The following is a 22,242-nucleotide window of genomic DNA, read 5'->3' on the forward strand; positions in this document are numbered from 1 at the left end:
CGGCTCAGCCTACGGGGCGGCCGGGCGCCGCTCAGGCCCCTCCGGCGGCCTCGCGCTCCCGCTCCCGCTCCAGATAGGTCTCCCGGCAGCCCGTGGCGCAGAAGCCGACGGTGCCGTCCTCGCGCTCCAGGGTGATGGCGCCGGGGCCGAGGCGGACCCGCATGCCGCAGACCGGGTCGATGACCACGCCCTCCGGAAGCGCCTCGTCGGGGGTGCTCTCGGCGGAAGCGCTCTCGGCGGAAGTCCTCTCGGTGGAGGCGCGGTAGTCCTCCGTCATGTAGGCGACCACGCCGGTCGCGGTGGTCGGCTTGCCGTTCAGGCCGATGCTGCCGTCCGCCACACCCAGCACGTTGATCCACACGTCCCCGCCCGGCCGGACGAACCCGTGCTTCCGGTCGTACGCCCGCAGCGCCTTCCGCACCACGGCGACCGACTGCCGGGACATCTCCTCCCGCCAGGCCTCCGGCACGGTCATGGTGACCAGGAACGGCGGGGGCGCGTCCGGCGCCACCGGGCCGTCACCGGTGTGCCAGCCGCGCGCCTCGTGGAAGAGCACATGGGTCATCCGCCGGGCCCGGCCCATCGTCTCGGCCGGCGCCTCGCCGGCCGCGGTCATCAGGCCGGTGGTGATCAGGCCGGCGATCTCGGCCTGCTCGGCCTCCGCCAGCGCCCCTGCCGGGTGGCTGATCTCGATCAGTATCATCGCACGCTCACATTCATTGACGTACGGTTGTACGTGAATAGTAGATCGAGCCGAGGGAGAGTCAAGGGGTGGGACGCCGACCGCGGTTCAGCCGCGCCGAGGTGGAGGACGCGGCCCTGGCGGTGCTGGACGACCACGGCCAGCCGGGGCTGACCCTGCGGGCGGTCGCGGCCCGGCTGGGCACCGGGCCGATGACCCTCTACACCTACGTGGACGACCGCGCCGGGCTGGAGGGCTGCGCGGTGGACGCGGTGCTGCGGGCGGTCCGCCTGCCGTCCGCGCCGGACCCGGAGGAGGACTGGCGGGCGGAGGCCCTCCGGATCGCCGAGGGGGTGTGGCGGGCGGTACGCGAGCACCCCCAGGCGGTCCCGCTGATCCTCGCCCGGCGGAGCCGGTCCGCCGCCTTCCTGGACATCGCGGAGGCGCTGCTCGCGGCGCTCTCCCGGGGTGGCCTGACCGGCCGGCGGCTCCTCACCGCCTTCCGCGCGGTCAGCACCATGGCCACCGCCTTCGCCCAGACCGAGCTCGCCGGACCGCTCAGCACCCCGGAGGGCGGCGGACCGGGGGCCGCCGAGTCCACCATCGCCCGCTTCCGCGCACTGCCGGGCGACCGCTACCCGCGACTGGTCGAGATCGCCGGCGCGGCTCGCGACAGCACGCCCGAGGCGGAGTTCCGTGCCGGGATGCGCGCGCTGCTCGACGGGCTGGCGCGCTGAGCGGCCGCGGCCGTCCGCGAACCCGTCCTCGGCGGGCGAGTTGAGGGGCTCACCGATTCGGAGCAACCCCGGCGGCCCGGGGAATCCCCGCCCGGCGGCGGGCGTTGCCGAGTTCCGACACCGAGCAGGGGAGCATGTGATGGGCAGTCAGGACGCCGAGCGGGACGCCGCGTTGCGCAAGCTGATCGGATCGCGCCGACTGGGCGCGCTGGTCACGCTGAAGCGGGACGGCCGCCCGCAGATCTCCAACATCAACTACGCCTACTTCCCGGACGAGGACACGGTCCGGATCTCCGTCACCGATTCCCGCGCCAAGGTCCGCAACGCGCGGCGGGACCCGCGGGTCTCGCTGCACGTGATGAGCGAGGACGGCTGGCAGTGGGCGGTCGCCGAGGGCGACGCCGAGCTCTCCGCCGTCGCCGCGGAGCCGGACGACGCCGCGGTGGAGGAGCTGATCACCCTCTACCGCGCGGTCCAGGGCGAGCACCCCGACTGGGCGGACTACCGCGCCGCCATGGTCCGCGACCAGCGGCTGGTGCTCCGGCTCCGGATCAAGCGGGTGTACGGGCAGGTCGGCCAGGGCTGAGCCGCCCGGTAGGGTGTCTCCCGCCAGCGACGGAACGAGCCCCGGGGTACAGCGCGATGACGGAACGCAAGGTGGCGGTGGTCACCGGAGCCAGCAGCGGGATCGGCGCCGCCTCCGCCCGGCGGCTCGCCGCCGACGGCTACCGGGTGGTGCTCACCGCCCGGCGGGCGGCCAGGCTGGAGGCCCTCGCCAAGGAGCTCAACGCGGCGGACGGCCTCACCGGCGCCGACGCCCACCTGGCGTACCCGCTGGACGTCACCGACCGGGCCGCCGTGCGCGCCTTCGCGGACTCCCTGGGCCGGGTGGACGTGCTGGTCAACGACGCCGGCGGGGCCTTCGGCGCGGAGTACGTGGAGGAGGCCGACCCGGCCGACTGGGAGCGGATGTTCCAGGTCAACGTGCTCGGCGTACTCCAGGTCACGCAGTCGCTGCTGCCCGCGCTGCGGGCCTCCGGCGCCGGCACCGTGGTGATCGTCTCCTCCACCGCCGCGCAGGTGGCGTACGAGGGCGGCGGCGGGTACGCGGCGGCCAAGCACGGCGTCCACGCCCTGGCCGGAAGCCTCCGCCTGGAGCTGTGCGGGGAGCCGATCCGGGTGATCGAGATCGCGCCGGGAATGGTGCAGACCGACGAGTTCGCCCTCACCCGCTACCGCGGCGACGCCGACAAGGCGGCGGCCGTCTACGCCGGCGTCGAGCGGCCGCTCACCGCGGACGACGTGGCCGACACCGTCTCCTGGGCGGTCACCCGGCCCCCGCACGTCAACGTGGACCTGCTGGTCGTCCGCCCGGTCGCCCAGGCCGCACAGCACAAGGTCGCCCGCAGGCCCGCGGACGGAACCGAGGCGCACTGAGTTCCGCGGCGTGATGTCGCGCCCCCGGTGCAGCGCCGGAGGCGCGAGTAGGGGGCGCGGGAAACCGTACGGCCAGCCATCCGCTCTGCGGCACTCGGCTGCGAAATTCGGGTGGCAACCCGAGTGCCGTCGCCGGGTGCGGCGCCGTTTCGCACGGGGCGCGCAGTTCCCCGCGCCCCTGGTTCGCGCCTGCGGCGCTGCCTCCGGGGCGGCGGCATCGCGGCGCGAAGCCCAGTAGACCCTGGCGGGTGCCGGCTCCGGAGCGCTACACTCGGCGGCGATGATCACTCAATCTCTCGCTGGATTGGGGGCACCGGTCGCACAAGGCGAGTGCTGATGGGCACTCAGAACGCCGACCCGACCGGGGACGCCCGACTTCTCTGCTGGCGGCGCGTGCGCGAGTTCGCCGTACCGCCCTCCATGATCGAGACCGCAACCGCCCATCGCCTGCGCGGCGACTGGGCGGGCGCCTGCGCCGCCGCACGGGTGGACGCCGATCTCGACCTGCGCCGGATCGCCCGCACCCACGGCCGCGGCCTCGCCGCGCGGATCCGCGCCGACCTCCGCCGGCTCGCCCCCGAACTGCTGCGCTGGCACCTTCCGAGGACCCTCCCGGACGGACTGCTCCGGCCCGGCCTGACGGTGGCGCTGGCCCGCTACGGCGGAGACCCGGCCGCCGCCGGCCGCCTCCACCTCGTCGCCCGTACGCCCCCGGCCTGGGCGGCCGGCGGGCAGCGGATCAGCCTCGCGCTGTGGGAGGGGGGAGGGGGCCGGCATCCCGACCGCCGGTTCCGGCTCGACCTGCACCGCCACCTCTGGGATGCGGACCGAGCCGGCGAGCTGCGCCTGCGCAGCGGTGCGGACCGGACGTCTGCCGGGGGCGCCGAGGCCGCCGAGCTCGCCGAGGCCGCCGGGCTGGCCGAGTGGGAGTTCGCGCGGTGCGCGGTGGAACGCTGGTCGGAGGAGGCGCGGATCCTCCTGCGTGCCGAGGGGGGCCTCCCCGGGCCGGTCGCGGTCCGCCTCGGACGAGGTCGCCGACTGCTGCTGACCCCGGACGGGGGCCGCACCGAGGAGGACGGCCGGAACGGGCCGCCTCCGCCCCTGCTCCCCGACGCCGCGACCTGGGGGCTGCCCGATCTGGCGCTGCTGCGGGCCGGGTTGATCGAGCCCGACCGGCTGCATCCGCTGGTCGCCGAGGCGTTGGCGCCGCAGGCGCAGGCGCAGGCCCGGCGGGGGCCGCAGACCCGCCGACCGGGCGCGACCGGCCCCGGCCGGGATCCGCTGCTGGTCGACTGCCGGGGTGTCGAGCACCGCGTCGCCCTGGTCGGCGGCCGGCTCACCGCCCTCGACCACGGTCCTGAGGAGATCCGCCGAGAGGAACTGCTCGCCGCGCTGTCCGGCCGGCCGCTGCCCTGCCTGGACTTCATCGACCGAGCGCACCGTGCACCGGAGGAACTGGCCGACATCCGCGAGCGACTGCGGCACGGCGACACCTCAGGCGCCCTGGCGGTCGTCGAGGCCCTGCTGGGCGCGGACGCACTGCTCCGGGACGGCCCCCTGCGGGACGCGCTGGAGGAAGCAGTGCGGGGGCGGATCGCCCACGGGCTCTTCCGCGCCGGCCTCGCCTGTTCGGGCCCGCCACCCGGGCGCCGATACTGACCCCCCGTCACCGACCCCCCATGAGACCGATGCCGCATATGAATGGAGTCACCATCACCGCAAGCGCAACCGCCCCCACCGCCTCCCGCCCCCGCCCCCGGGTCGACGTGGCCGAAGCCCTCCTCGCGCTCCTCGGCGACACCCGCACCGAACCGCGCCCCGACACCCAGTTGGAGGCGCTCACCCTCGCCGTCGCCGCCGACCTCCCGGTGCTCCTCTGGGGAGAGCCGGGGATCGGCAAGACCGCGGCGATCACCCAGCTCGCCGAGGCCCTGGAGATGCCGCTGACCACCGTCATCGCCAGCGTCCACGAGCCCTCCGACTTCGCCGGACTGCCGGTGGTCGGCGCCGATCCGACGACCGAGGGCGTCCCGATGGCCCCACCCGACTGGGCGGTCCGACTGGTGCGGGACGGGCGCGGGCTGCTCTTCCTCGACGAGCTGTCCACGGCCCCGCCGGCCGTGCAGGCCGCCCTGCTCCGGCTGGTGCTGGAGCGCAGGGTCGGCTCGCTCCGGCTCCCGCCCGGGGTGCGGATCGTGGCCGCCGCCAACCCCAGGGCCTCGGCGGCCGACGGCTGGGAGCTGAGCCCGCCGCTGGCCAACCGCTTCGTCCACCTCCCCTGGGCGCACGACCACGAGGTGGTGGTCCGCGGCCTCGGCGGTGTCTGGCCGCGGGCCGACCTGCCCGCGCTGGACCCGGACCGGCTGCCCGCCGCGGTCCCCTTCGCCCGCCGCGCGGTCTGCGGACTGCTCGCGGCCCGGCCCGCTCTCGTCCACCGGCTGCCGAGCCGGGAGACCCAGCAGGGCGGGGCCTGGCCCTCGCCCCGCAGCTGGGAGATGACGCTCCGTCTGATCGCCTTCGCCGAGGCCGCCGGCACCTCCCGGGAGGTGCTGTCGCTGCTGGTCAGGGGGGCGGTCGGGGACGGCCCCGGCCTGGAACTGCTGGCCTCGATCGACCGGATGGACCTCCCCGATCCGGAGGCGCTGCTCGCCGACCCGCTGTCCGCCGAGCTTCCCGAGCGCGGCGACCTCCGGCAGGCCGTACTGGACGGGGTGGTCGCGGCGGTCCGCGCCCGTCCGGAGCGGGCACGCTGGGACGCCGCCTGGCGGGTGCTGGTGCGCGCGGTGGAGACCGGCGCGCCGGACCTGGTGGTGGTCCCGGCCACCACCCTGGCCTCGCTGCGCCGCGAGGACTGGCAGGTTCCCGCGGCCATCGAGCGCCTGACCGGAGTCGTCTCCCTCTCCCACCGCGCCGACCGGGCGGGCCCTTCGGGCCGTGCGGACCGCGCGGCAAGAAAGGCGGGCCGATGACCCCTGCCGCCTCCTGCTCCTACGACGAGGAGAAGCTCTTCGCCGCCCGCCTGTACGCCGCCCGCGCGCGCCCGTACCTGGCCACGGCTCTCTTCGCGCTGCACACCGTCGGGTCCCGGCTGGTCCCGACGATGGCCGTGGACCGCCACTGGCGCTGCTACGTCTCGCCCGCTTTCGTCGACCGCACCCCCCTCGAAGAGCTGGCCGCGGTCTGGGTGCACGAGGTCTCCCACCTCCTCCGCGACCACCACGGCCGCAGCGACCGCTACGCCCGCGAACACGGGCTGACCGGTCCGGGCGAGCGGCTGCGGATGAACATCGCCGCCGACTGCGAGATCAACGACGACGCCTACGGCGAGGGCCTGCCCACTCCCGAGGGCGCCGTCCGACCGGCCCATCTGCGTTTGGCGGAAGGCCAGTTGATGGAGGACTACCTCCGCTGCTTCCGCCTCGGACCGTACACCCAGCACCTGGCCTGGCTGGACTGCGGCAGCGGTGCCGACGGCCGGGAGCGCGGCTGGGAGCTCGGCCCGGACGGCGCGCACGGCCTGACCGACCAGGAGCGGGACGCCGTCCGCTTCCGGGTGGCCCAGGGCATCACCGGCAGCCCGGGCAGCGTGCCCGCCGGCTGGCGGCGCTGGGCCGAGGAGGCCTTCCAGTCGGCGCAGCCCTGGCGGCAGTTGCTCGGCTCGGCGCTCCGCTCGGCGATCAGCTCCGCCGGCGCCGGCGACGACTACTCGTACGGGCGCCCCTCCCGCCGCTCTTCCGGGATCCCGGGCGGGGTCCTGCTGCCCAGCCTGCGCCGCAGGCCGCCGCGGGTCTCCGTGGTGATCGACACCTCGGGCTCGGTCAGCGACGCCGAACTCGGCGCCGCCCTGCGTGAGGTGGCGGCGATCGCCCGGGCCGTCGGCGGCCGCCGCGACCTGGTCGGCGTGGTGCCCTGCGACGCCGCCGCCGACACCGTGCACCGCCTCTGCGGCGCCGAGAACGTCCCGCTGATCGGCGGTGGCGGTACGGACCTCCGCGCGGGCTTCTCCCGCGCGCTCCGCACCCGCCCCGACGTCCTGGTCGCCCTCACCGACGGCCAGACCCCCTGGCCGGACGCACGCCCCCCGTGCCGTACCGTCATCGGCCTCTTCCCACGGGCCCCGGCCTCCCGCGGCCGTATCGAGGACCACCCGGACTACTGCCCCGACCCCCCGCCCGCCTGGGCGCGCGTCGTCACCATCGCGACCGGCCGCGGCTGAACCCGGAGGCCGCGGCCGCCCCCCAGGGCCCCGGCCTCGGCGCCGGCCGGGTGGACGTGCTGGTCAACGACGCCGGCGGGGCCTTCGGCGCGGAGTCGTGGTCGCGTCCGCGGTCGCGGTCACAGCATCGTGAACGGGTCCCGGGGCTCGGTGGCCAGTGCCCGGAGCACTGCCGCCGCGCGGCGGGCGCGGGCGCGCAGGCGGCGGGCGGCCGGTGGCGCGGTGGTCTGCGACCCCGGCCGCTTTCGTTGCTGCGGGCGGGGGGCGGTGCGGGTGAAAGCGCTCATGACGTGCTCCCGTTCAGGTCCTGGTCCCCGTCGGGGACGGTGGAGAGGCCGGCGAGCGCCGAGCCGACCGCGGCGCGCAGTGCCCCCGCGTCGGCCCCCGCCCGAGACCGCAGGTTGATGCCGTAGGCCAGCAGTGCGAGCTGGTCCGCGGCCCCGGAGACGTCGACTCCGGGCCGCAGTGCACCGGTCCGCCCGGCGTCGCCGAGCGCCGCGGCCAGCGCGGCGTGGAGTCGGCGGTGATGCTCGTCGAGGATCTCGCGGATCTCGGGCGGGGCGTCCGCTGCGGCCGCGTGGGCGTTGGAGACCATGCAGCCCCAGCGCGCGTACGGACCACTGCACCGGGCGTCGATCAGTCCGTCGAAGAAGGCCGCGATCGCTCGCAGCCCGCGTCCGTCGCCGGCCAGCCGGTCGAACGCGGGCTGCGAGCGCTGCTCCACATAGCGGCGCAGCGCGGCGCGGTAGAGGTCCTGCTTGCCGCCGAAGGTGGAGTACAGGCTGGACCGGTTGAGCCCGGTGGCGCCGACGATGTCCTGGACACCGGTCGACGGCTCCCCCTGGCGCCAGACCAGGTCGACGACCGCGTCCAGCACGCGGTCCGGATCGAAGTGCTTGATATCCGGCATGCCTCACCCCGAAGAACTTGGAACGATCGTTTCAAGATAGCTCCAAGTCCGGTCCCGGGCAAGGCCACGCCCAGCTCAGGCGGCTCGCCGTCGCACCAGCAGGACCGCGGCGGCGAGCAGCAGGAGTGAGAGGAGGACCAGACCGCCGCCCTCGATGAGCTGGAAGTCCCAGAAGCGGCTGCCCGGCTGGTAGCTGACGCTGTGGTGGTAGCCCTCGCGGGCCAGGTAGGCGGTCGTGTCGAACTTGTGGCCCCGCTGGGCGGCCTGGTACTGCAGCTCCGCGATGCGGGCCCGGCCGACCGCTCGGCCGGCGGCGTCCGTCCAGCTCTGGCTGAGTGCCCAGGCGCCGCTCGGGGCATCGGCGTCGGTGACGTGGAGCGGGGGCATCAGGTGTGCCCGGAACCACGCCGTGGTGGCGATGGTCAGGCCGGTCCAGATCGCGAGGGTCACCCCGATCGCCGGTACCACCCGGCGCAGTACCGCCCCGGCGCAGATGCCGAGCGCCAGCGCGAAGAGCGCGCGGGCGACGAAGACCACGCCGTAGATCTCGTAGACCGCGCTGCCGCTCAGCCGGCCGTCGAGGGGGACCAGGGGCGCGAACCACCAGATCACGGTCAGGGTGAAGCCGAGGGCGGTGAGCACGGTGAAGACGGAGAGCAGGGAGATCTTCGTGACCAGCCACCGGGTGCGGCCGGCGCCCTGGGTGAAGGCGAAACGGTAGGTGCCCGACTCGAACTCGCGGGCCAGCAGCGGGGCGCCGAGGAAGATCCCGAAGAGCACGGGCAGTCCGATGGAGCCGGCGATCAGCTGGGTGATGCGGCTGCGGTCATGGGCGAAGAGGCTCATCGCGGTGGGGCAGCCCCGGCTGAGGTGAGCGAGCGGCAGGCAGGCGGCCATGCCGAAGTTGCGGAAGTCGGCGTGTTCGGAGAGCCCGTAGAGGAGGAGCGCCAGCGCCCCGGCGGCGAAGACGCCGAACAGCCCGAGGACGGCCGTGCGGTGCTGGCGCCAGGTGACCCAGGCGAGCCGGAGGAGCGGGGGCGGGGCGGCCGGCGCCGGGCCGGGGCGGCGGCGCCGGCCGGGCCCGCGGCGGCGGTGATCGAGGCGCTCATGCGGACACGCTCCTTCCGGAGGCGGACGGTTCGGCTGCCCCCGGGAGGGCGGAGGCGGCGGGCTGCCGCAGGTAGGAGAGGATCAGCTCCTCCAGTCCGACCGGATGCGCCTGCCAGCCGGGCGGCGGCCAGGCCGGCAGCTCGCCGGCCGACAGCCCGGCCGGTCCCGCGACCGGTCCTGCGGCAAGTCCCGCGGCCGGCCCCGCACCCAGTCCCGCGGCCGCGTCGTCCGTACGCACCAGCAGATGGGCCTGCGAGCCCGCCCGGCGCTCGCGGACCACCGTCAGCACGGAGCCGACGCCGTCGGCGAGTTCGGCCGGTCCGCTGTACACGGCATGGGTGGCCAGGAGCACCTCGACGTCGTCGGCGATCTGCACCCGGCCGCCGTTGAGGACGACCAGGTGGTCGCAGACCCGCTCCAACTCGGAGACCACGTGCGAGGAGTACAGCACGGTGATCCCGTCCTCGGCGACCGCCGCCATCAGTGCCGCGGTGAACTCGTGCCGGGCCAGCGGGTCCAGGCTGGACAGCGGCTCGTCCAGGATCAGCAGCCGCGGCCGCTTGGCCAGTGCCAGGGTGAGCGCGATCTGGGCGCGCTGGCCACCGCTGAGCCGTCCCACCTTCCGGCTCAGCGGGAGGTCCAGCTCGGCGACGCGGGCCCGGGCGCGTGCCGCGTCGAAGCCGGAGTTGAGGTTGCGGGCGAGGTGGATGGTGTCGGCGACGGACAGGTTCGGGTAGAGCGCCGCGTCCTGCGGCACGAAGCCGACGGCGGCGAGCGCCTCGGGGCCGCCGGCGGCGAGTCCGCCCTGGACGGTGATCCTCCCGGTGGTCGCGGTGACCAGTCCCACGGCCAGGTGCAGCAGGGTGGTCTTGCCCGCGCCGTTCGGGCCGACCAGTGCGATCACCTTGCCCTCGGGCAGTGCGAGGGTGCAGTCGCGCAACGCCCAGGTGGAGCGGTAGCGCTTGCCCAGCGCCTCGGTCTCCAGGGCGAGTCCGGGTATGTCGATCATCTCGTCGCTACCCCCGTTCTTCCGGTCCGAAAGGAATGCAGTGTGCTGGTGAAGAGGGCGACCATGCCGTCCGGGTCCAGCCCGGCCTCCTCGGCCGAGCGCATCCAGCCGAGGAGGTCCTCGCGCAGGGCGCCCTGGTCGCCGGAGGGCAGTTCGCCGAGGGTGGCCCGGACGAAGGTGCCCTGGCCGGGCCGGCCGACGGCCAGCCCCTTCACCTCCAGGTCGCGGTAGGCCTTCAGTACGGTGTTGGGGTTGATGGCCAGCTCGGCCACCACGTCCTTCACCTTGGGGAGGCGGTCGCCGACGGCGAGGTAGCCGAGTCGCAGGGCGTGCTCGACCTGCTGGACGAGCTGGAGGTAGGTCGGCACACCGGAGGAGGGATCGAGCCGGAACTCGATCGGCGACCCCCGCCCGCCGCTTTCTGCTTTATCTACTCTCATAGATAAAGCATGAGATGACGCCCCGTCACTTGTCCAGGGGTTCGCGCGAAATGGCCGCAGGAGAAATTCGCTGGCGCGGGGGAGCGGTGCCGGGCACGATGATCGGCATGTTCCGGTACGCCATCGCAGAGTCCCCCGCAGCCGCGGGCGCGATGGCCGCTGCCCCGGCAGCCGCAGCACTGGCAGCCGCAGCACTGGCAGCCGCAGCGCTGGCGTTCGCAGCCCTCGACGGCGCGCGAAGCTGACCTTCTCCGGGAAGTCCCGGGACCTCGGACGGGGAAGGTCGGCCCGTCGCTGAGGTCCCGTCAGGCACGTCCCACGACTACCGGAGAGCATCCCGCCATGGCCAAGCAGGCCTTTCTGCGGACCAAGCCGCATCTGAACATCGGCACCATGGGTCACGTCGACCACGGCAAGACCACCCTCACCGCCGCCATCACCAAGGTCCTCGCCGAGCGCGCGGCCGCGGCCGGCGAGGGCGCCGCCGCCCGCTACGTCCCCTTCGAGCGCATCGACCGCGCCCCGGAGGAGGCCGCCCGCGGCATCACCATCAACATCGCCCACGTCGAGTACGAGACCGCCGCCCGCCACTACGCCCACGTGGACATGCCCGGCCACGCGGACTTCGTGAAGAACATGATCACCGGCGCCGCGCAGCTGGACGGCGCGATCCTGGTGGTCTCCGCGCAGGACGGCGTCATGCCGCAGACCGCCGAGCACGTCCTGCTGGCGCGGCAGGTCGGTGTGGAGCACGTGGTGGTGGCCCTCAACAAGGCCGACGGCGCCGACCCCGAGCTGCTCGAACTGGTCGAGCTCGAGGTCCGCGAGCTGCTCTCGGCGCACGGCTACGACGGGGCCGGCCTGCCGGTCCTCCCGGTCTCCGGCCTGCGGGCGCTGGAGGGCGACCCGAGGTGGACGGCGGCACTGCTCCGCCTGCTGGACGAGGTGGACGCGTATCTGCCCACCCCGGTGCGCTACACCGACGCCCCGTTCCTCCTCCCGGTGGAGAACGTCCTCACCGTCACCGGCCGCGGCACGGTCGTCACTGGTGCGGTCGAGCGCGGCCGGATCGCGCTCGGCGAGAGGGTCCAAGTACTGGGCTACGACGCCGGGTTGGAGACGGTGGTGACCGGCGTGGAGACCTTCGGCCGGACCATGGAGAGCGCCGAGGCTGGCGACAACGTGGCGCTGCTGCTGCGCGGTGTGCAGCGCGGGCAGGTGCGGCGCGGAATGGTCGTCGCCGCGGTCGGCAGTGTCTCGGTGCACACCCGCTGCACCGCGCGGCTGCACCTGCTGTCGGCCGCCGAGGGCGGCCGGCGGACGCCGGTCACCACCGGCTACCGGCCGCAGTTCTACCTGCGGACGGGGGACGTGGTCGGCGACATCACCCTCGGCGGGGGGCTTGCCCGGCTCCTGCCCGGGGAGACCGCCGAGGTCTCGGTGGTGCTGGGCCGGCCGGTCCCGCTGGAGCCGGGACTGGGCTTCGCCGTCCGCGAGGGCGGCCGCACGGTGGCGGCGGGCACCGTCCTGGAGGTCAGGGGGTAGCGCCCACGCGTCAGCGCGCGGGAGCGCACCCGCCAGTTCACGGGGAGCGCACCCGCCAGTTCGCGGGGAGCGCACCCGCCGGCGCAGGCCCCTGTCGGGCGCCCTCTGCTCAGCCCCGCGGGCGGAGGGCGTCCACCAGCAGGTCGAGCAGCCGCGCGGTCTGCCCGGGGTCGTCGGTGGCGGCGGAGGTGGAGAGGACGACGCCGAGCAGCATGGAGGTGACGTCCTCGGGCGGAACGTCCGAGCGGAGCGTTCCGGTGGCCGCGCCCGCGGTCAGGAAGCCGGCGAGCGCGGCGGTGACCCGCTCGCGGGTGGCGGGGGTGGCGATCCGGCCGGAGGCCCAGCCGGCCCGCAGGGTGGCCATCATCCCGCGCTTGGTGGCGACGAACCGCGCATAGCGGTCCAGCCAGGCGCGCAGCGCGGCCTCCGGCTGCTGGGGCCGGTCGGCCAGCAGGGCCGGGGCGCTCGCCGTGACCTCGTCGAGCTCGGCCGCGTAGACGGCCTCCACCAGGGCCTCCCGGCTGGGGAAGTGGCGGTAGAGGGTGCCGATGCCGACCCCGGCCTCGCGGGCCACGGTCTCCAGTGGGACGGCGTCGCCCGAGCTGGTGAAGACCGCGCGGGCGGCCTCGACCAGCTTGTCGCGGTTGCGCCGCGCGTCGGCACGCCCGGGGCGCCCAGGGCGCGGGGCGATGGGCGGGTTCGGCGCGGAATCGGGCGGAGTCAAAGCGGAGGTTCCTCCGTTTCTGCTATCGTCGACTAGGCGGAGGTTCCTCCGCTTCGCCCATGGTCTCACGAGAGGGTGCTTCGATGACATCCGCTGCACACCCAACCCCCGCCCCGGCGGCACCGGCCGGCTCGCCGGCCGCACCGTCTCCCGGATCGGCTACGGCGCCCTCCAGCTCCGGCGCTTCAACGAGGACCGCGCCTCGGCCGTCGCACTGATCCGGCGGGTGGTCGAGCTCGGTGTCGACCACATCGACACCGCCGAGTTCTACGACTGCGCCAACGAGGTGCTGCGCGAGGCGCTGCGGCCCGAGGACGGCGTCCTGGTCGTCAGCAAGGTCGGCGCCGACCCGGACCCCGGCGGCGACTTCCCCATCCGCCCGGCCCAGCGCCCGGAGCAGCTCCGGGCCAGTGTGGAGGACAACCTCAAGAGCCTCGGGGTCGAGCAGGTCCCGGTGGTCAACCTGCGCCGGATGGACACCGGTCCGGGCCTGCGCGCCGAGGGCGACCAGATCGTCGACCTGGACGACCAGCTCGCCGAGATGACCGCACTGCGCGACGAGGGCAAGATCGGCGCGATCGGTCTGGGCAGTGTGGACATCGAGGGCCTCCGCCGGGCGCTCCCGGCCGGGATCGTCTGCGTGCAGAACTCCTACAGCCTGGTGTCCCGGGAGAACGAGGACATGCTGGAGCTCTGCCGCGCCGAGGGCATCGCCTGGGTGCCGTTCTTCCCCCTCGGTGGGACCTTCCCCGACCACCCCAAGGTGGCCGAGCAGCCCGCGGTGCGCGCCGCCGCCGAGCGCCTCGGCGCCACCCCGCAGCAGGTCGGCCTCGCCTGGATCCTCCACCGCGCCCCGAACACCCTCCTCATCCCCGGCACCGCCGACCCCGCTCACCTGGAGGCGAACGTCGCGGCCGGCTCGCTGACCCTGGACGCGGAGGCGCTGGCCGCCCTCGGCTGATCCGGTCGGCCGATGCCGTCGGCCCATGGAAATGGGGGCTTTCGTCCCGGGTTGCGAGGTTTCGGTACGGCCAAGAGAGTGAGCAGAGACCGCTGACCGATGGAGAGAGAGCAAGAGGAGTCACGATGACCACCACCACCGCCACCTCCGGCAAGCGCCGCACCGAGGCCGACGCCTCGGTGGGCTTCACGGCGAGCCGGCATCTGGCCGAGGCGCTGCAGCAGGTCCTGGTGGACCTGGTGGAGCTGCATCTGCAGGGCAAGCAGGCGCACTGGAACGTCATCGGCCACAACTTCCGCGATCTCCACCTCCAACTGGACGAGGTGGTCGACGAGGCCCGCGGGCAGAGCGACACCATCGCCGAGCGGATGCGGGCCCTGGGCGCCGTCCCGGACGCCCGTACCGACGTGGTGGCGGCGACCACCACGCTGCCGGCCTTCCCGGAGGGCGAGCTGGACGTGCCGAAGGTGGTCGACCTGACCGCCACCCGGCTGCACGCCGCGGCCGACACCTGCCGCAAGGTGCACGACGGGGTCGACTCCGAGGACCCGACCACCGCCGACCAGCTCCACCAGATCATCGAGAACCTGGAGAAGCTCGCCTGGATGGTCCGCGCGGAGAACCGCAGCACGGCCTGACGAAGACGGCGGAACCGCACCACCGGCGCCCGGGACGGACACACCACCGTCCCGGGCGCCGCGCGCGTCCGGCCGCGCGGCGGGGCCCCGCCCCGGCTCAGATCACGAAGGACTCCAGCGTCTCCGGAGCGAACAGCTCCTCCGGCCGGTACTCCCGCGCCGAGAGGCCCTGCTCGTGGTGGTAGCGGAGGAAGGCGGAGAGCGTGCGGCGGTTGGCCTCGTCGAGGCCGTAGGACCAGAAGTCCCCGCCCAGCAGCTCGCGCGCCTCCTCCAGCTGGGGGATCAGCCAGGGCAGCATGAAGCGGAGCGCCGAGGTGTCGTAGAGGGCGTCGCGAGCCGCGTCCTTGGCCGCGGTGAACGCCTTGTACAGGGATTGCGCGACCCACGGGTGGCGCTCGTAGACGTCCCGGCGGACGACGGCGACATGCATGATCGGAAAGATCCCGGTCCGCGACCAGTAGTCCTGCTCCGCCGCGACCACGTCCGGGAAGAGCCGGCGGACCCGCGGGTCGCCGGCCGCGAACGGGGAGGGGACGCGCGGGGTGCAGAGGGCGTCGATCCCGCCCTCGGCCAGCAGTTCGGAGAGCGTACGGCCCTCGGGGGCGCGGGTGAGCCGGATCGACTCCGGCAGATCGATCCCGGCCTTCTCCGGGCGGCCGGTGGCCTCCTGCCCGCCCGTCACATGCTCGACCGAGTCGACCGGCACGCCGTACTCGTCGGCCAGCACCCCGCGCATCCAGACGCAGGCGGTGAGCTGGTACTCGGGCGTGCCGACCCGTTTTCCGCGCAGGTCGGCGGGGGAGTCGACGCCTGCGTCCCGGTGGACGTAGAGCGAGCTGTGCCGGAACATCCGGGAGGGGAAGACCGGCAGGGCCACGAAGGGCGAGGGGTCCTGACGGAGCGACAGCACATAGGAGGAGAGGGAGAGTTCGGCGACCTCGAACTCCTGGTGCCGCATCATCCGGAAGAAGGTCTCCTCCACCGGCAGCCGCAGGCAGGTGAGGTCGATGCCGTCCGGGCGGACGGCGCCCTCGGCGAGGGCCCGGGTGCGGTCGTAGTCGCCGCAGGCGAGGGTGAGTCGGAGCCGGGACATGGGGGAGCGGTCACCGTCCTTCCGCGGTCAGCCGGGCGTGGAGGCGCGGGTACACCCGGCGGGCGTTCGCCTCGAATATCGACTCCCGTTCCCCGGCGCTCAGTTCCAGCCGGTCCAGGTACCGCTTGGTGTCGTCCCAGGCGATTCCGGTGGCCGGATCGGCGCCGCGGACCGCGCCCAGCATCTCGGAGGCGAAGAGGATGTTCTCCGCCGGGACGACCTTCCGCAGCAGTTCGATACCGGGTTGGTGGTAGACGCAGGTGTCGAAGTACACGTTGCGCAGCAGCTCGGCCGGGTCCGGCCGGCCGAGCCGCATGGCCAGCCCCCGGTAGCGCCCCCAGTGGTACGGCACGGCGCCGCCGCCGTGCGGGATCACCAGGCGGAGGCCGGGGAAGCGTTGGAACAGGTCGTCCTCCACCAGCTGCATGAAGACCGAGGTGTCGGCGTTGAGGTAGTGGGCGCCGAGGGTGTGGGCGTTCGGGTTGCAGGAGCCGGAGACGTGCACCATGGCCGGGACGTCCAGCTCCTCCAGGGCCTCGTAGAGCGGGTACCAGTACGGGTCGGTGAGCGGGAGGGTCTGCCAGTTCCCGCCGGAGGGGTCGGGGTTGAGGTTGGCCCCGACGAAGCCCAACTCCTCGACGCAGCGACGGAGTTCGGCCACCACCGGGGCGAGGTCGCCACCCGGCGTCTGGGGCAGCTGGGCGGCCGAGGCGAAGTGGGCGGGGAAGAGCCGCTCCACCCGGTGCACCAGGTCGTTGCTCGCCCGCGCCCAGGCGGTGGCGGTGGCCTGGTCGGTGAGGTGGTGGCCCATCGAGGAGGCGCGCGGGGAGAAGACCATCAGGTCGCCGCCGCGCTCGCGGAGCAGCTTCAGCTGGTGGCGCTCGACGCTCTCGCGGATCTCCTCGTCGCTGACGGCGGCGGGGGAGGGGACCGGTCGCGAAGGGTCGTCCAGGCGGGCCAACTGGGCGTCCCGATAGGCCTGGTGGGCGGCCGGGGCGGTGGTGAAATGGCCGTGGACGTCGATGATCATCGAGGGTCCTCCGCGGGTTTCGCCGTCTCCGGATGGTCGACGTAGACGAGTCCCTTGCGGGCCAGCCGCTCGCGCATTCCGTTGACGTCCAGGCCCAGTTCGCCTGCGGCGTACCTGCGGCGCAGGGCGGCCTCCTTCTCCTCGCGGGCCCGGGAGGCGGCCAGCACCTCGGCGGCCCGCAGGCGCGGAACCACCACCACGCCGTCGTCGTCGGCGAGCAGTACGTCGCCGGCCTCGACCCGCTGGCCGGCGCAGACCAGCGGCAGGTTGACGTCGCCCAGCGTCTCCTTGACCGTGCCCAGCGCGGAGACGTGCCGGGCCCACACGGGGAAGCCCATCCGCCGGAGGTCGGCGACGTCCCGGCAGCCGCCGTCGATCACCAGGCCGCGCACCCCGTGGGCGCGGGCCGAGGTGGCCAGCAGGTCGCCGAAGTAGCCGCCGGTGGACGGCGAGGTGGGCGCGACGACCAGGATGTCGCCCTCCCGGCACTGCTCGACCGCCACATGCACCATCCAGTTGTCGGCCGGCGCCACGCTGACCGTGACGGCGGTGCCGGCGATCCTGGCGCCGGGCCAGACCGGGCGCAGCGCGGGATCCAGCAGGCCGGTGCGGCCCTGGGCCTCGTGGACGGTCGCGACGCCGAACTCGGAGAGGGCGTCCACCACTGCGGGCTCGGGGCGCGGGGGGTTGCGGATCACGGTGCTCATGCGGCCTCCGCCTCCCGGGGGGCGCCCCAGGGCAGCAGCGAGACATGGATGACGTCGCCCAGCTCCTCGGCGAGTTCGCCGCCCACGGCCCGGATCGCCCGGTCGGCGCCGCCGAGGTCGAAGGTGTGGGTGCCGAGGCGCTCCAACGGGTAGCGCCGCGAGGCGAGTTGGTCCAGGGCCAGTTCGCATGAGCGGTAGCTGTGGCCGCGCGCGCTGCGCAGGCTGATCGACTTCTCGGTGAGCTTCTTCAGCGGGAAGTCCGGGAAGGCGGCCAGCTCGCCCTGGACCACCATGGTGCCCTCGCGGCGCTTGAGGGCGTCGATGCCCAGCAGGACGGGGGCGGTCCCCGCGCCTGAGGTGCAGTCCAGCACCACGTCGACACCTCGACCGCCGGTGATCTCGCGGATCCGCTCCAGCGGGTCGTCGGTCAGCACGTCGATGGTGTCGGTGGCGCCCAACTCCTCGGCCAGCGCCAGGCGGGCGGCGTCCCGGGTGGTGCCGGTGACGATGATCCGGGCGGCGCCGGCCTGGTGGCAGGCCACCACCTGGGACAGCCCCTGCTGGCCGGGGCCCTGGATCAGGACGGTGGAGGCATAGCCGACCCCGCCGGTGACCAGCGCCCACTCGATGCCGTTGGAGAGCGGGGTGACCAGGCCGGCCAGCTCGGCGGTGACGTTGCCCGGGACCCGGTGGGTGACCGCGTTCCAGGGCAGGTAGAGGTACTGGGAGAAGCCGCCCCACAGGTGGTACGGGTGCTCCGCCGAGGTGTAGCCGTAGCGGCGGGCGTCGGGGTTGGTGCGCCAGTCGGTGAGCTCGCAGTGGCGGTACTCGCCGGCGTGGCACCAGTCGCAGCGGAAGCAGCCCACATAGTGCTCGACGAAGACCCGGTCGCCCTCGACCAGGCCCTTGCGCGCGGTGAACTCCCGGCCGGCGCGGGCGATCACGCCGACGTTCTCATGCCCCATGATCACCGGGTCCTCGAACGGAGGCTTCCGGTACATCTTCACGTCGGTGCCGCAGATCCCCGCGACCTCGACCTTCAACAGGGCCCCGTCCGGGGGCACTTCGGGCATCGCGAACTCACGCAGCTCGGTGGTACGCGGGGCGGTGCGCACCGCCGCAAGAACGGTCTCGGCCAACGGACTTCTCCTCGGTCTCCTCAGCGGGCGGTCGGGCTCTCGGCTCACCGTAGCCTATGGACTAATGGCCTGACCATGCTACCTTTCGAGCATGGCTGACACCGATCGGGAACTGCTGCTGCGGACGGTCACCCGCACGCAGGGCGCCAACGCGGCGCTCAAGGACGGGGGCGTGGAGCCGAAGGGCTTCCGCTTCGACTTCGAGGAGGTGCCGGTGCTGGTACAGGGCTTCCGGCGGATGGTCCGCGGACTCGAGTTCGACGTCAGCGAGATGGCGCTGACCACGTATCTGGTCGCCAAGGCGCACGGAGTGCGGTTCACCGCGCTGCCGGTCTTCCTGGTCCGCGGCTTCCACCACGGCGCGATCCGCTACGACCCGAGGTCGAGCGAGGTGCGCGGACCGGCGGACCTGGCCGGCCGGCGGGTCGGGGTCAACCGCGGCTACACGGTCACCACCGGGGTGTGGGCGCGGTCGGTGCTCGCCGAGGAGCACGGCGTCGACCTGGACGGGATCACCTGGGTCTGCTCCGGGGACGAGCACGTCGAGGCCTACCGGCCGCCGGCCAACGTGGTCTCCGAGCCCGGTGCCGACCTGGTCGAGCGGGTCCTCTCCGGGGAGCTCGCGGCGGTGGTCGGCGCCGGCGCCGACGACCCGAGGCTGGCCCCCCTCATCCCGGACCCGGAGGAGGCCGGGCTCGCGGCCCTCCGCTCCCGAGGCCACTACCCGATCAACCACCTGGTGGTGGTGCGGGACGAACTCCTCGAACGGGAGCCCTGGCTGGCCCCGGAGATCTTCGACACCTTCGCCCGCGCCAAGCGGTGCTACGTCGAGCGGCTGCGTGCCGGAGCGATCGAGTCCCCCTCCCGGAGCGACCGCCTGCTGCGGCGGGTGATGGAGGCCACCGGCGGCCGCGACCCCCTCCCGTACGGGGTCGAGCTGAACCGGGCGGTCCTCGCGGAGCTCCAGCGGCATGCCGTGGCCCAGCACATCCTGGACCGGCCGCTCCCGCTGACGGAGCTGTTCGCCGCCGGCACCCTCGACCTGTCCGCCTGATGCGGATCGCGATCGCCGCCGACCACAACGGCTGGGCGCTCCGGGACCGCCTGGCCGAGCGGCTCCGTGCGGACGGCCACACCGTCCACGACCTGGGCGGGCGACCCGACCCGGACGGCGGGCGGGTGGTCGACTATCCGCCGCTGTGCGCCGCGGTCTGCGCGGAGGTGACCGCCGGCCGCGCGGACCGCGGCATCGTCCTCGGCGGCAGCGGCCTCGGCGAGACCATCGCCTGCAACAAGGTGCGCGGCATCCGGGCCGGCCTCTGCCACGACGAGTGGAGCGCGCGGATCTCCCGCGCCAACAACGACTCCAACGTGCTGGTGCTGGCCGCGAAGCGGCTGCCGCAGGAGACCGCCGAGTCCCTCACGGCGACCTGGCTGACCACCGCCTTCAAGGGCGGCGTCCACGCCCGCCGCCTCGCGCAGATCGCCGAACTGGAGCGCTGACCGCAGCCGGCGGCGGAGGAGCGGGCGCGCCCCCACCGTCGCCGGTACGGCTGGACGGCGGCCCAGCGCCCGCCGCCGCGTCAGGCGCCCGGGATGCCGGCCAGGAAGGCCAGCACGCGGGCCGGGGCGGTCGACGCCGTCCGGGCGGCGGGAGGGAGCGCCCAGGTCTCCGCGTGGGGCAGGCACTCCTGGAGGTACGCGGCCGCCGACGGGGCGTGGGAGGTGTCCTGGCCCGGGACGATCAGGGTGGGGACGTCCAGCGTCAGCAGGTCCTCCGGTTCGACGCCCGGGACGGTGTCGCGGTCGAAGAGGAGGCGGGCGCTGGCGGAGGCCAGGGTGGAGTAGCGCTCGGGCGGCGTGGCGGCGTAGTGCTCGGCGAAGTCGGGGTGGCGGCGGAGTGGCGCCGCCCAGGGGCCCACCCGGGGGTCGGCGCTGAAGCCGGCGTCCGTGCGGAGGGCCAACTCCCTTACCCCGGCCGGCCCGTGCTCCTCCGCGTAGGCCAGGTGGGCGCGGAAGCGGGCGTGCTGCTTCATACGGTAGAGAGGGCCGCCGGCGGGGGAGTAGAGGACCAGGCCGAGCACCCGGGAGGGCTGCTCCACGGCCAGCGCGGCGGCGGTCGAGCAGCCGACGCAGCCGCCCATCAGGAAGGCCCGCTCGATGCCGAGGGCGTCCAGGAGCCCGGCCGCCTGGCGGGCGTAGCCGGCCCAGGAGAGGCGCTCCAGGCGGGCGCCGGACTCACCCGACTCGCGGCGGTCGAAGGTGATGCAGGTGTAGTGCTCGGCGAGCCGGTCCAGCAGGGCGAGTTCGCGGTACGAGGCGATCGTCCGCCAGTTCTCCAGGGCGGCGTCGAAGCCGCCGGGCGAGAACATCAGCAGCGGCGGACCCGAGCCCTCCACCCGGTAGCGGGTGGGGATCCCGTCGGCGAGGGTCGTCGGCATCAGCGGATCCCGCCCGCGATCTGGCGGGCCGCGCGGACGTCCTCGGCGTAGGCGGCGATCGCGTCGTGGGCGATCCGGGCGACGTTGGCGTAGGTGTCCGGCGGGGTGTCGAGCCCGGAGGCGGCATAGCCGACGGCGGCGTTGGCCATCCGCATCCGGCCGTCCAGCCAGGGGCCGCCGCCGAAGCCGCCGAGGACCGGGACGGAGACCGCCTCGGCCACCGCCTTCCCCACCACAGGACCGGAGTTGGTGAAGTTGAGCAGCGCGGCCCCGGCCTCCTCCAGCAGCCTGGCCTCGGCGACCAGGGCCTCGGTCATCTCCTCCGGCACCCTGTCGTCCGGGGAGGGCACGGCCCGGTAGGCGACGCCGTACCGCAGGGCGGTCTGCGGGGTGATCCCGAACTGGGCGAAGACCGGGATGCCGGCCCGGACCACCGCCCGTACCGCCTCCGGGTAGTCGGCCGCGCCGTCCAGCTTGACCAGGTCGACCCCGGCCTCCTTGACGAAGCGGACGGCCGCCCGGACCGCGCTGTCCGCCCCCTCCTGCAGCGGGCCGAACGGGAAGTCCACGCTGACCAGCGCGCGCCGCACCCCGCTGCGCACCGCCCGGGCCACGGTGACCATCTGATCCATCGTCACCTCGAAGGGGTTGGCGTGGCCCCAGAGGTTGACGCCGACGGTGTCGCCGACCGAGACCAGGTCCACCCCGGCGCGGTCGACGATCCTGGCCATCTGGTGGTCCCAGGCGACCACGCCGACGATCTTGCGGCCCTCGGCCTTCATGCCTTGCAGGGCGGGGAGGGTGATCCTGTCCTCCGGCATCGGGGTTCTCCTCTGGTCGCTGGTCGGTCTCAGGCCCGCAGCGCGGTCAGCAGCTCGACCACGTCGCGGGCGTCGGCGGTGTGCAGCAGTACCCGGGCGTACGGGCGGAGGGCGAAGACGGCGTCGTCGGCGACCGGGCCGTCGCCGACCACCACGGCCGCCGTGGTGGTGCCGGCCCGGAGGCAGCGCTCGCCGATCGCGGCGGCGCGCTCCCGCCCGCTGTCCTCGGTGGCCACCACCACGCAGAGGTCCGCGTCCTCGAGCACGGCGGTGAGGGCGGCGGGTTCGCCGCCGAGGCCGCACAGGCCGGTGTCGTCGGCGCGTTCCGGGCGGCCCGCTGCCTCGCAGGTGTAGAAGCGGGCGCGGGCCCAGTCCAGCGCGGCCGCCCGGCGGACCAGTACGGCGGCGCCGCCGTCCAGGGCGACCACCCGGGGCGCGCGGGCGGGGGCGATGGGGACGTCGATGCGGTAACGCTCCTCGCCGGGCGCGGTGGCCCGGGCGCAGGCGCTGAGCTGGGGCCGGGAGGTCGGCGTGGGCGTCTGCGCAGGCGCAGGCGCAGGCGTGGGCGTAGGCGCAGGCGTCGGGGTGGGCGTGGGCTCCAC

Annotated in this window: 25 protein-coding genes; 11 read left to right on the plus strand and 14 right to left on the minus strand. The window is 74.4% G+C overall.

Annotated features, from left to right (window positions below; translation table 11 throughout):
- Window positions 1-31 precede the first annotated feature (31 nt).
- Window positions 32-703, minus strand: coding sequence for a hypothetical protein (locus tag BS73_RS32450; RefSeq protein ID WP_037577939.1), 672 nt, complete (start codon window positions 701-703; stop codon window positions 32-34).
- A 68-nt stretch (window positions 704-771) separates the two neighbouring features.
- On the opposite strand from BS73_RS32450, the gene BS73_RS32455 reads away from it, so the two are divergent.
- From BS73_RS32455 to BS73_RS32480, 6 genes are all read left to right on the plus strand, one after another.
- On the plus strand, window positions 772-1,419 hold the full coding sequence (locus BS73_RS32455; RefSeq protein WP_037577941.1) for a TetR/AcrR family transcriptional regulator: 648 nt from the start codon (window positions 772-774) through the stop codon (window positions 1,417-1,419).
- A 139-nt stretch (window positions 1,420-1,558) separates the two neighbouring features.
- On the plus strand, window positions 1,559-2,005 hold the full coding sequence (locus tag BS73_RS32460) for a PPOX class F420-dependent oxidoreductase (protein ID WP_037577942.1): 447 nt from the start codon (window positions 1,559-1,561) through the stop codon (window positions 2,003-2,005).
- Window positions 2,006-2,061: 56 nt separating this feature from the next.
- Entirely contained in the window at window positions 2,062-2,856 is a 795-nt protein-coding gene (locus BS73_RS32465) for an SDR family NAD(P)-dependent oxidoreductase (RefSeq protein ID WP_037577943.1), read from the plus strand.
- A 336-nt stretch (window positions 2,857-3,192) separates the two neighbouring features.
- Window positions 3,193-4,515 carry a hypothetical protein gene (locus BS73_RS32470; RefSeq protein WP_051941633.1) on the plus strand — a complete coding sequence of 441 codons (1,323 nt, stop codon included), beginning with the start codon at window positions 3,193-3,195 and terminating at the stop codon, window positions 4,513-4,515.
- A 38-nt stretch (window positions 4,516-4,553) separates the two neighbouring features.
- Window positions 4,554-5,825 carry an AAA family ATPase gene (locus BS73_RS32475; protein ID WP_037577945.1) on the plus strand — a complete coding sequence of 424 codons (1,272 nt, stop codon included), beginning with the start codon at window positions 4,554-4,556 and terminating at the stop codon, window positions 5,823-5,825.
- A complete protein-coding gene (locus tag BS73_RS32480; RefSeq protein ID WP_037577948.1) occupies window positions 5,822-7,072 on the plus strand; it encodes a vWA domain-containing protein in 1,251 nt (416 codons plus the stop codon). Before BS73_RS32475 ends, BS73_RS32480 begins: the two co-directional genes overlap by 4 nt.
- Before the next feature lie 119 nt (window positions 7,073-7,191).
- On the opposite strand, the gene BS73_RS38515 is transcribed toward BS73_RS32480, so the two are convergent.
- The 5 genes from BS73_RS38515 to BS73_RS32500 form a co-directional block, all read right to left on the minus strand.
- Window positions 7,192-7,359: a hypothetical protein gene (locus BS73_RS38515; protein ID WP_161789727.1), complete on the minus strand. Its 168-nt coding sequence runs from the start codon at window positions 7,357-7,359 to the stop codon at window positions 7,192-7,194.
- Window positions 7,356-7,982, minus strand: coding sequence for a TetR/AcrR family transcriptional regulator (locus tag BS73_RS32485; protein WP_037577949.1), 627 nt, complete (start codon window positions 7,980-7,982; stop codon window positions 7,356-7,358). The genes BS73_RS38515 and BS73_RS32485 overlap by 4 nt, the downstream gene beginning before the upstream one ends.
- Window positions 7,983-8,057: 75 nt before the next feature.
- A complete protein-coding gene (locus BS73_RS32490; RefSeq protein ID WP_161789728.1) occupies window positions 8,058-8,828 on the minus strand; it encodes an ABC transporter permease in 771 nt (256 codons plus the stop codon).
- A gap of 259 nt (window positions 8,829-9,087) precedes the next feature.
- On the minus strand, window positions 9,088-10,101 hold the full coding sequence (locus BS73_RS32495; protein ID WP_037577951.1) for an ABC transporter ATP-binding protein: 1,014 nt from the start codon (window positions 10,099-10,101) through the stop codon (window positions 9,088-9,090).
- Window positions 10,098-10,541 (minus strand): GntR family transcriptional regulator, encoded by a 444-nt coding sequence (locus BS73_RS32500; RefSeq protein WP_051941248.1) that lies wholly within the window; start codon window positions 10,539-10,541, stop codon window positions 10,098-10,100. The genes BS73_RS32495 and BS73_RS32500 overlap by 4 nt, the downstream gene beginning before the upstream one ends.
- 342 nt (window positions 10,542-10,883) lie before the next feature.
- On the opposite strand from BS73_RS32500, the gene tuf reads away from it, so the two are divergent.
- A complete protein-coding gene (gene tuf / locus BS73_RS32510; protein ID WP_037577953.1) occupies window positions 10,884-12,086 on the plus strand; it encodes an elongation factor Tu in 1,203 nt (400 codons plus the stop codon).
- Window positions 12,087-12,195: 109 nt separating this feature from the next.
- On the opposite strand, the gene BS73_RS32515 is transcribed toward tuf, so the two are convergent.
- Window positions 12,196-12,810, minus strand: coding sequence for a TetR/AcrR family transcriptional regulator (locus BS73_RS32515; RefSeq protein WP_037582233.1), 615 nt, complete (start codon window positions 12,808-12,810; stop codon window positions 12,196-12,198).
- A gap of 88 nt (window positions 12,811-12,898) precedes the next feature.
- On the opposite strand from BS73_RS32515, the gene BS73_RS32520 reads away from it, so the two are divergent.
- Both BS73_RS32520 and BS73_RS32525 read left to right on the plus strand, forming a co-directional pair.
- Window positions 12,899-13,771, plus strand: a complete 873-nt coding sequence (locus BS73_RS32520) for an aldo/keto reductase (RefSeq protein ID WP_037582235.1) — start codon at window positions 12,899-12,901, stop codon at window positions 13,769-13,771.
- Window positions 13,772-13,896: 125 nt separating this feature from the next.
- Window positions 13,897-14,409, plus strand: coding sequence for a Dps family protein (locus BS73_RS32525; protein ID WP_037577954.1), 513 nt, complete (start codon window positions 13,897-13,899; stop codon window positions 14,407-14,409).
- 97 nt (window positions 14,410-14,506) lie between these two features.
- Here BS73_RS32525 and BS73_RS32530 read toward each other — a convergent pair whose 3' ends face one another.
- Genes BS73_RS32530 through BS73_RS32545 form a run of 4 tightly spaced genes read right to left on the minus strand, consistent with a single transcriptional unit; the run spans window position 14,507 to window position 18,378 of the window.
- Entirely contained in the window at window positions 14,507-15,502 is a 996-nt protein-coding gene (locus BS73_RS32530) for a type 2 periplasmic-binding domain-containing protein (protein WP_037577955.1), read from the minus strand.
- 10 nt (window positions 15,503-15,512) lie between these two features.
- Window positions 15,513-16,532 (minus strand): amidohydrolase family protein, encoded by a 1,020-nt coding sequence (locus BS73_RS32535; RefSeq protein WP_037577956.1) that lies wholly within the window; start codon window positions 16,530-16,532, stop codon window positions 15,513-15,515.
- The gene (locus BS73_RS32540) at window positions 16,529-17,239 is read right to left on the minus strand and encodes a 4-carboxy-4-hydroxy-2-oxoadipate aldolase/oxaloacetate decarboxylase (protein ID WP_037577959.1); all 711 of its coding nucleotides are present in this window, start codon (window positions 17,237-17,239) and stop codon (window positions 16,529-16,531) included. Before BS73_RS32540 ends, BS73_RS32535 begins: the two co-directional genes overlap by 4 nt.
- Window positions 17,236-18,378, minus strand: a complete 1,143-nt coding sequence (locus BS73_RS32545) for a zinc-dependent alcohol dehydrogenase (RefSeq protein WP_037577961.1) — start codon at window positions 18,376-18,378, stop codon at window positions 17,236-17,238. Before BS73_RS32545 ends, BS73_RS32540 begins: the two co-directional genes overlap by 4 nt.
- A gap of 91 nt (window positions 18,379-18,469) precedes the next feature.
- Here BS73_RS32545 and BS73_RS32550 point away from each other — a divergent pair, with 91 nt between their 5' ends.
- Both BS73_RS32550 and BS73_RS32555 read left to right on the plus strand, forming a co-directional pair.
- Window positions 18,470-19,432, plus strand: a complete 963-nt coding sequence (locus BS73_RS32550; RefSeq protein ID WP_037577963.1) for a type 2 periplasmic-binding domain-containing protein — start codon at window positions 18,470-18,472, stop codon at window positions 19,430-19,432.
- Window positions 19,432-19,881, plus strand: coding sequence for an RpiB/LacA/LacB family sugar-phosphate isomerase (locus tag BS73_RS32555; RefSeq protein WP_200886748.1), 450 nt, complete (start codon window positions 19,432-19,434; stop codon window positions 19,879-19,881). The genes BS73_RS32550 and BS73_RS32555 overlap by 1 nt, the downstream gene beginning before the upstream one ends.
- An 80-nt stretch (window positions 19,882-19,961) precedes the next feature.
- On the opposite strand, the gene BS73_RS32560 is transcribed toward BS73_RS32555, so the two are convergent.
- The 3 genes from BS73_RS32560 to BS73_RS32570 are packed head-to-tail and all read right to left on the minus strand — an operon-like array spanning window position 19,962 to window position 22,242.
- Window positions 19,962-20,819 (minus strand): alpha/beta fold hydrolase, encoded by an 858-nt coding sequence (locus BS73_RS32560; RefSeq protein ID WP_037577965.1) that lies wholly within the window; start codon window positions 20,817-20,819, stop codon window positions 19,962-19,964.
- Window positions 20,819-21,640, minus strand: coding sequence for a 3-methyl-2-oxobutanoate hydroxymethyltransferase (locus BS73_RS32565; RefSeq protein WP_037577967.1), 822 nt, complete (start codon window positions 21,638-21,640; stop codon window positions 20,819-20,821). The genes BS73_RS32560 and BS73_RS32565 overlap by 1 nt, the downstream gene beginning before the upstream one ends.
- Before the next feature lie 29 nt (window positions 21,641-21,669).
- Complete coding sequence (locus tag BS73_RS32570; RefSeq protein WP_200886749.1) at window positions 21,670-22,242, minus strand: 3-methyl-2-oxobutanoate hydroxymethyltransferase; 573 nt, start codon at window positions 22,240-22,242, stop codon at window positions 21,670-21,672.

Source organism: Phaeacidiphilus oryzae TH49, from assembly GCF_000744815.1.
Lineage (GTDB): Bacteria > Actinomycetota > Actinomycetes > Streptomycetales > Streptomycetaceae > Phaeacidiphilus > Phaeacidiphilus oryzae.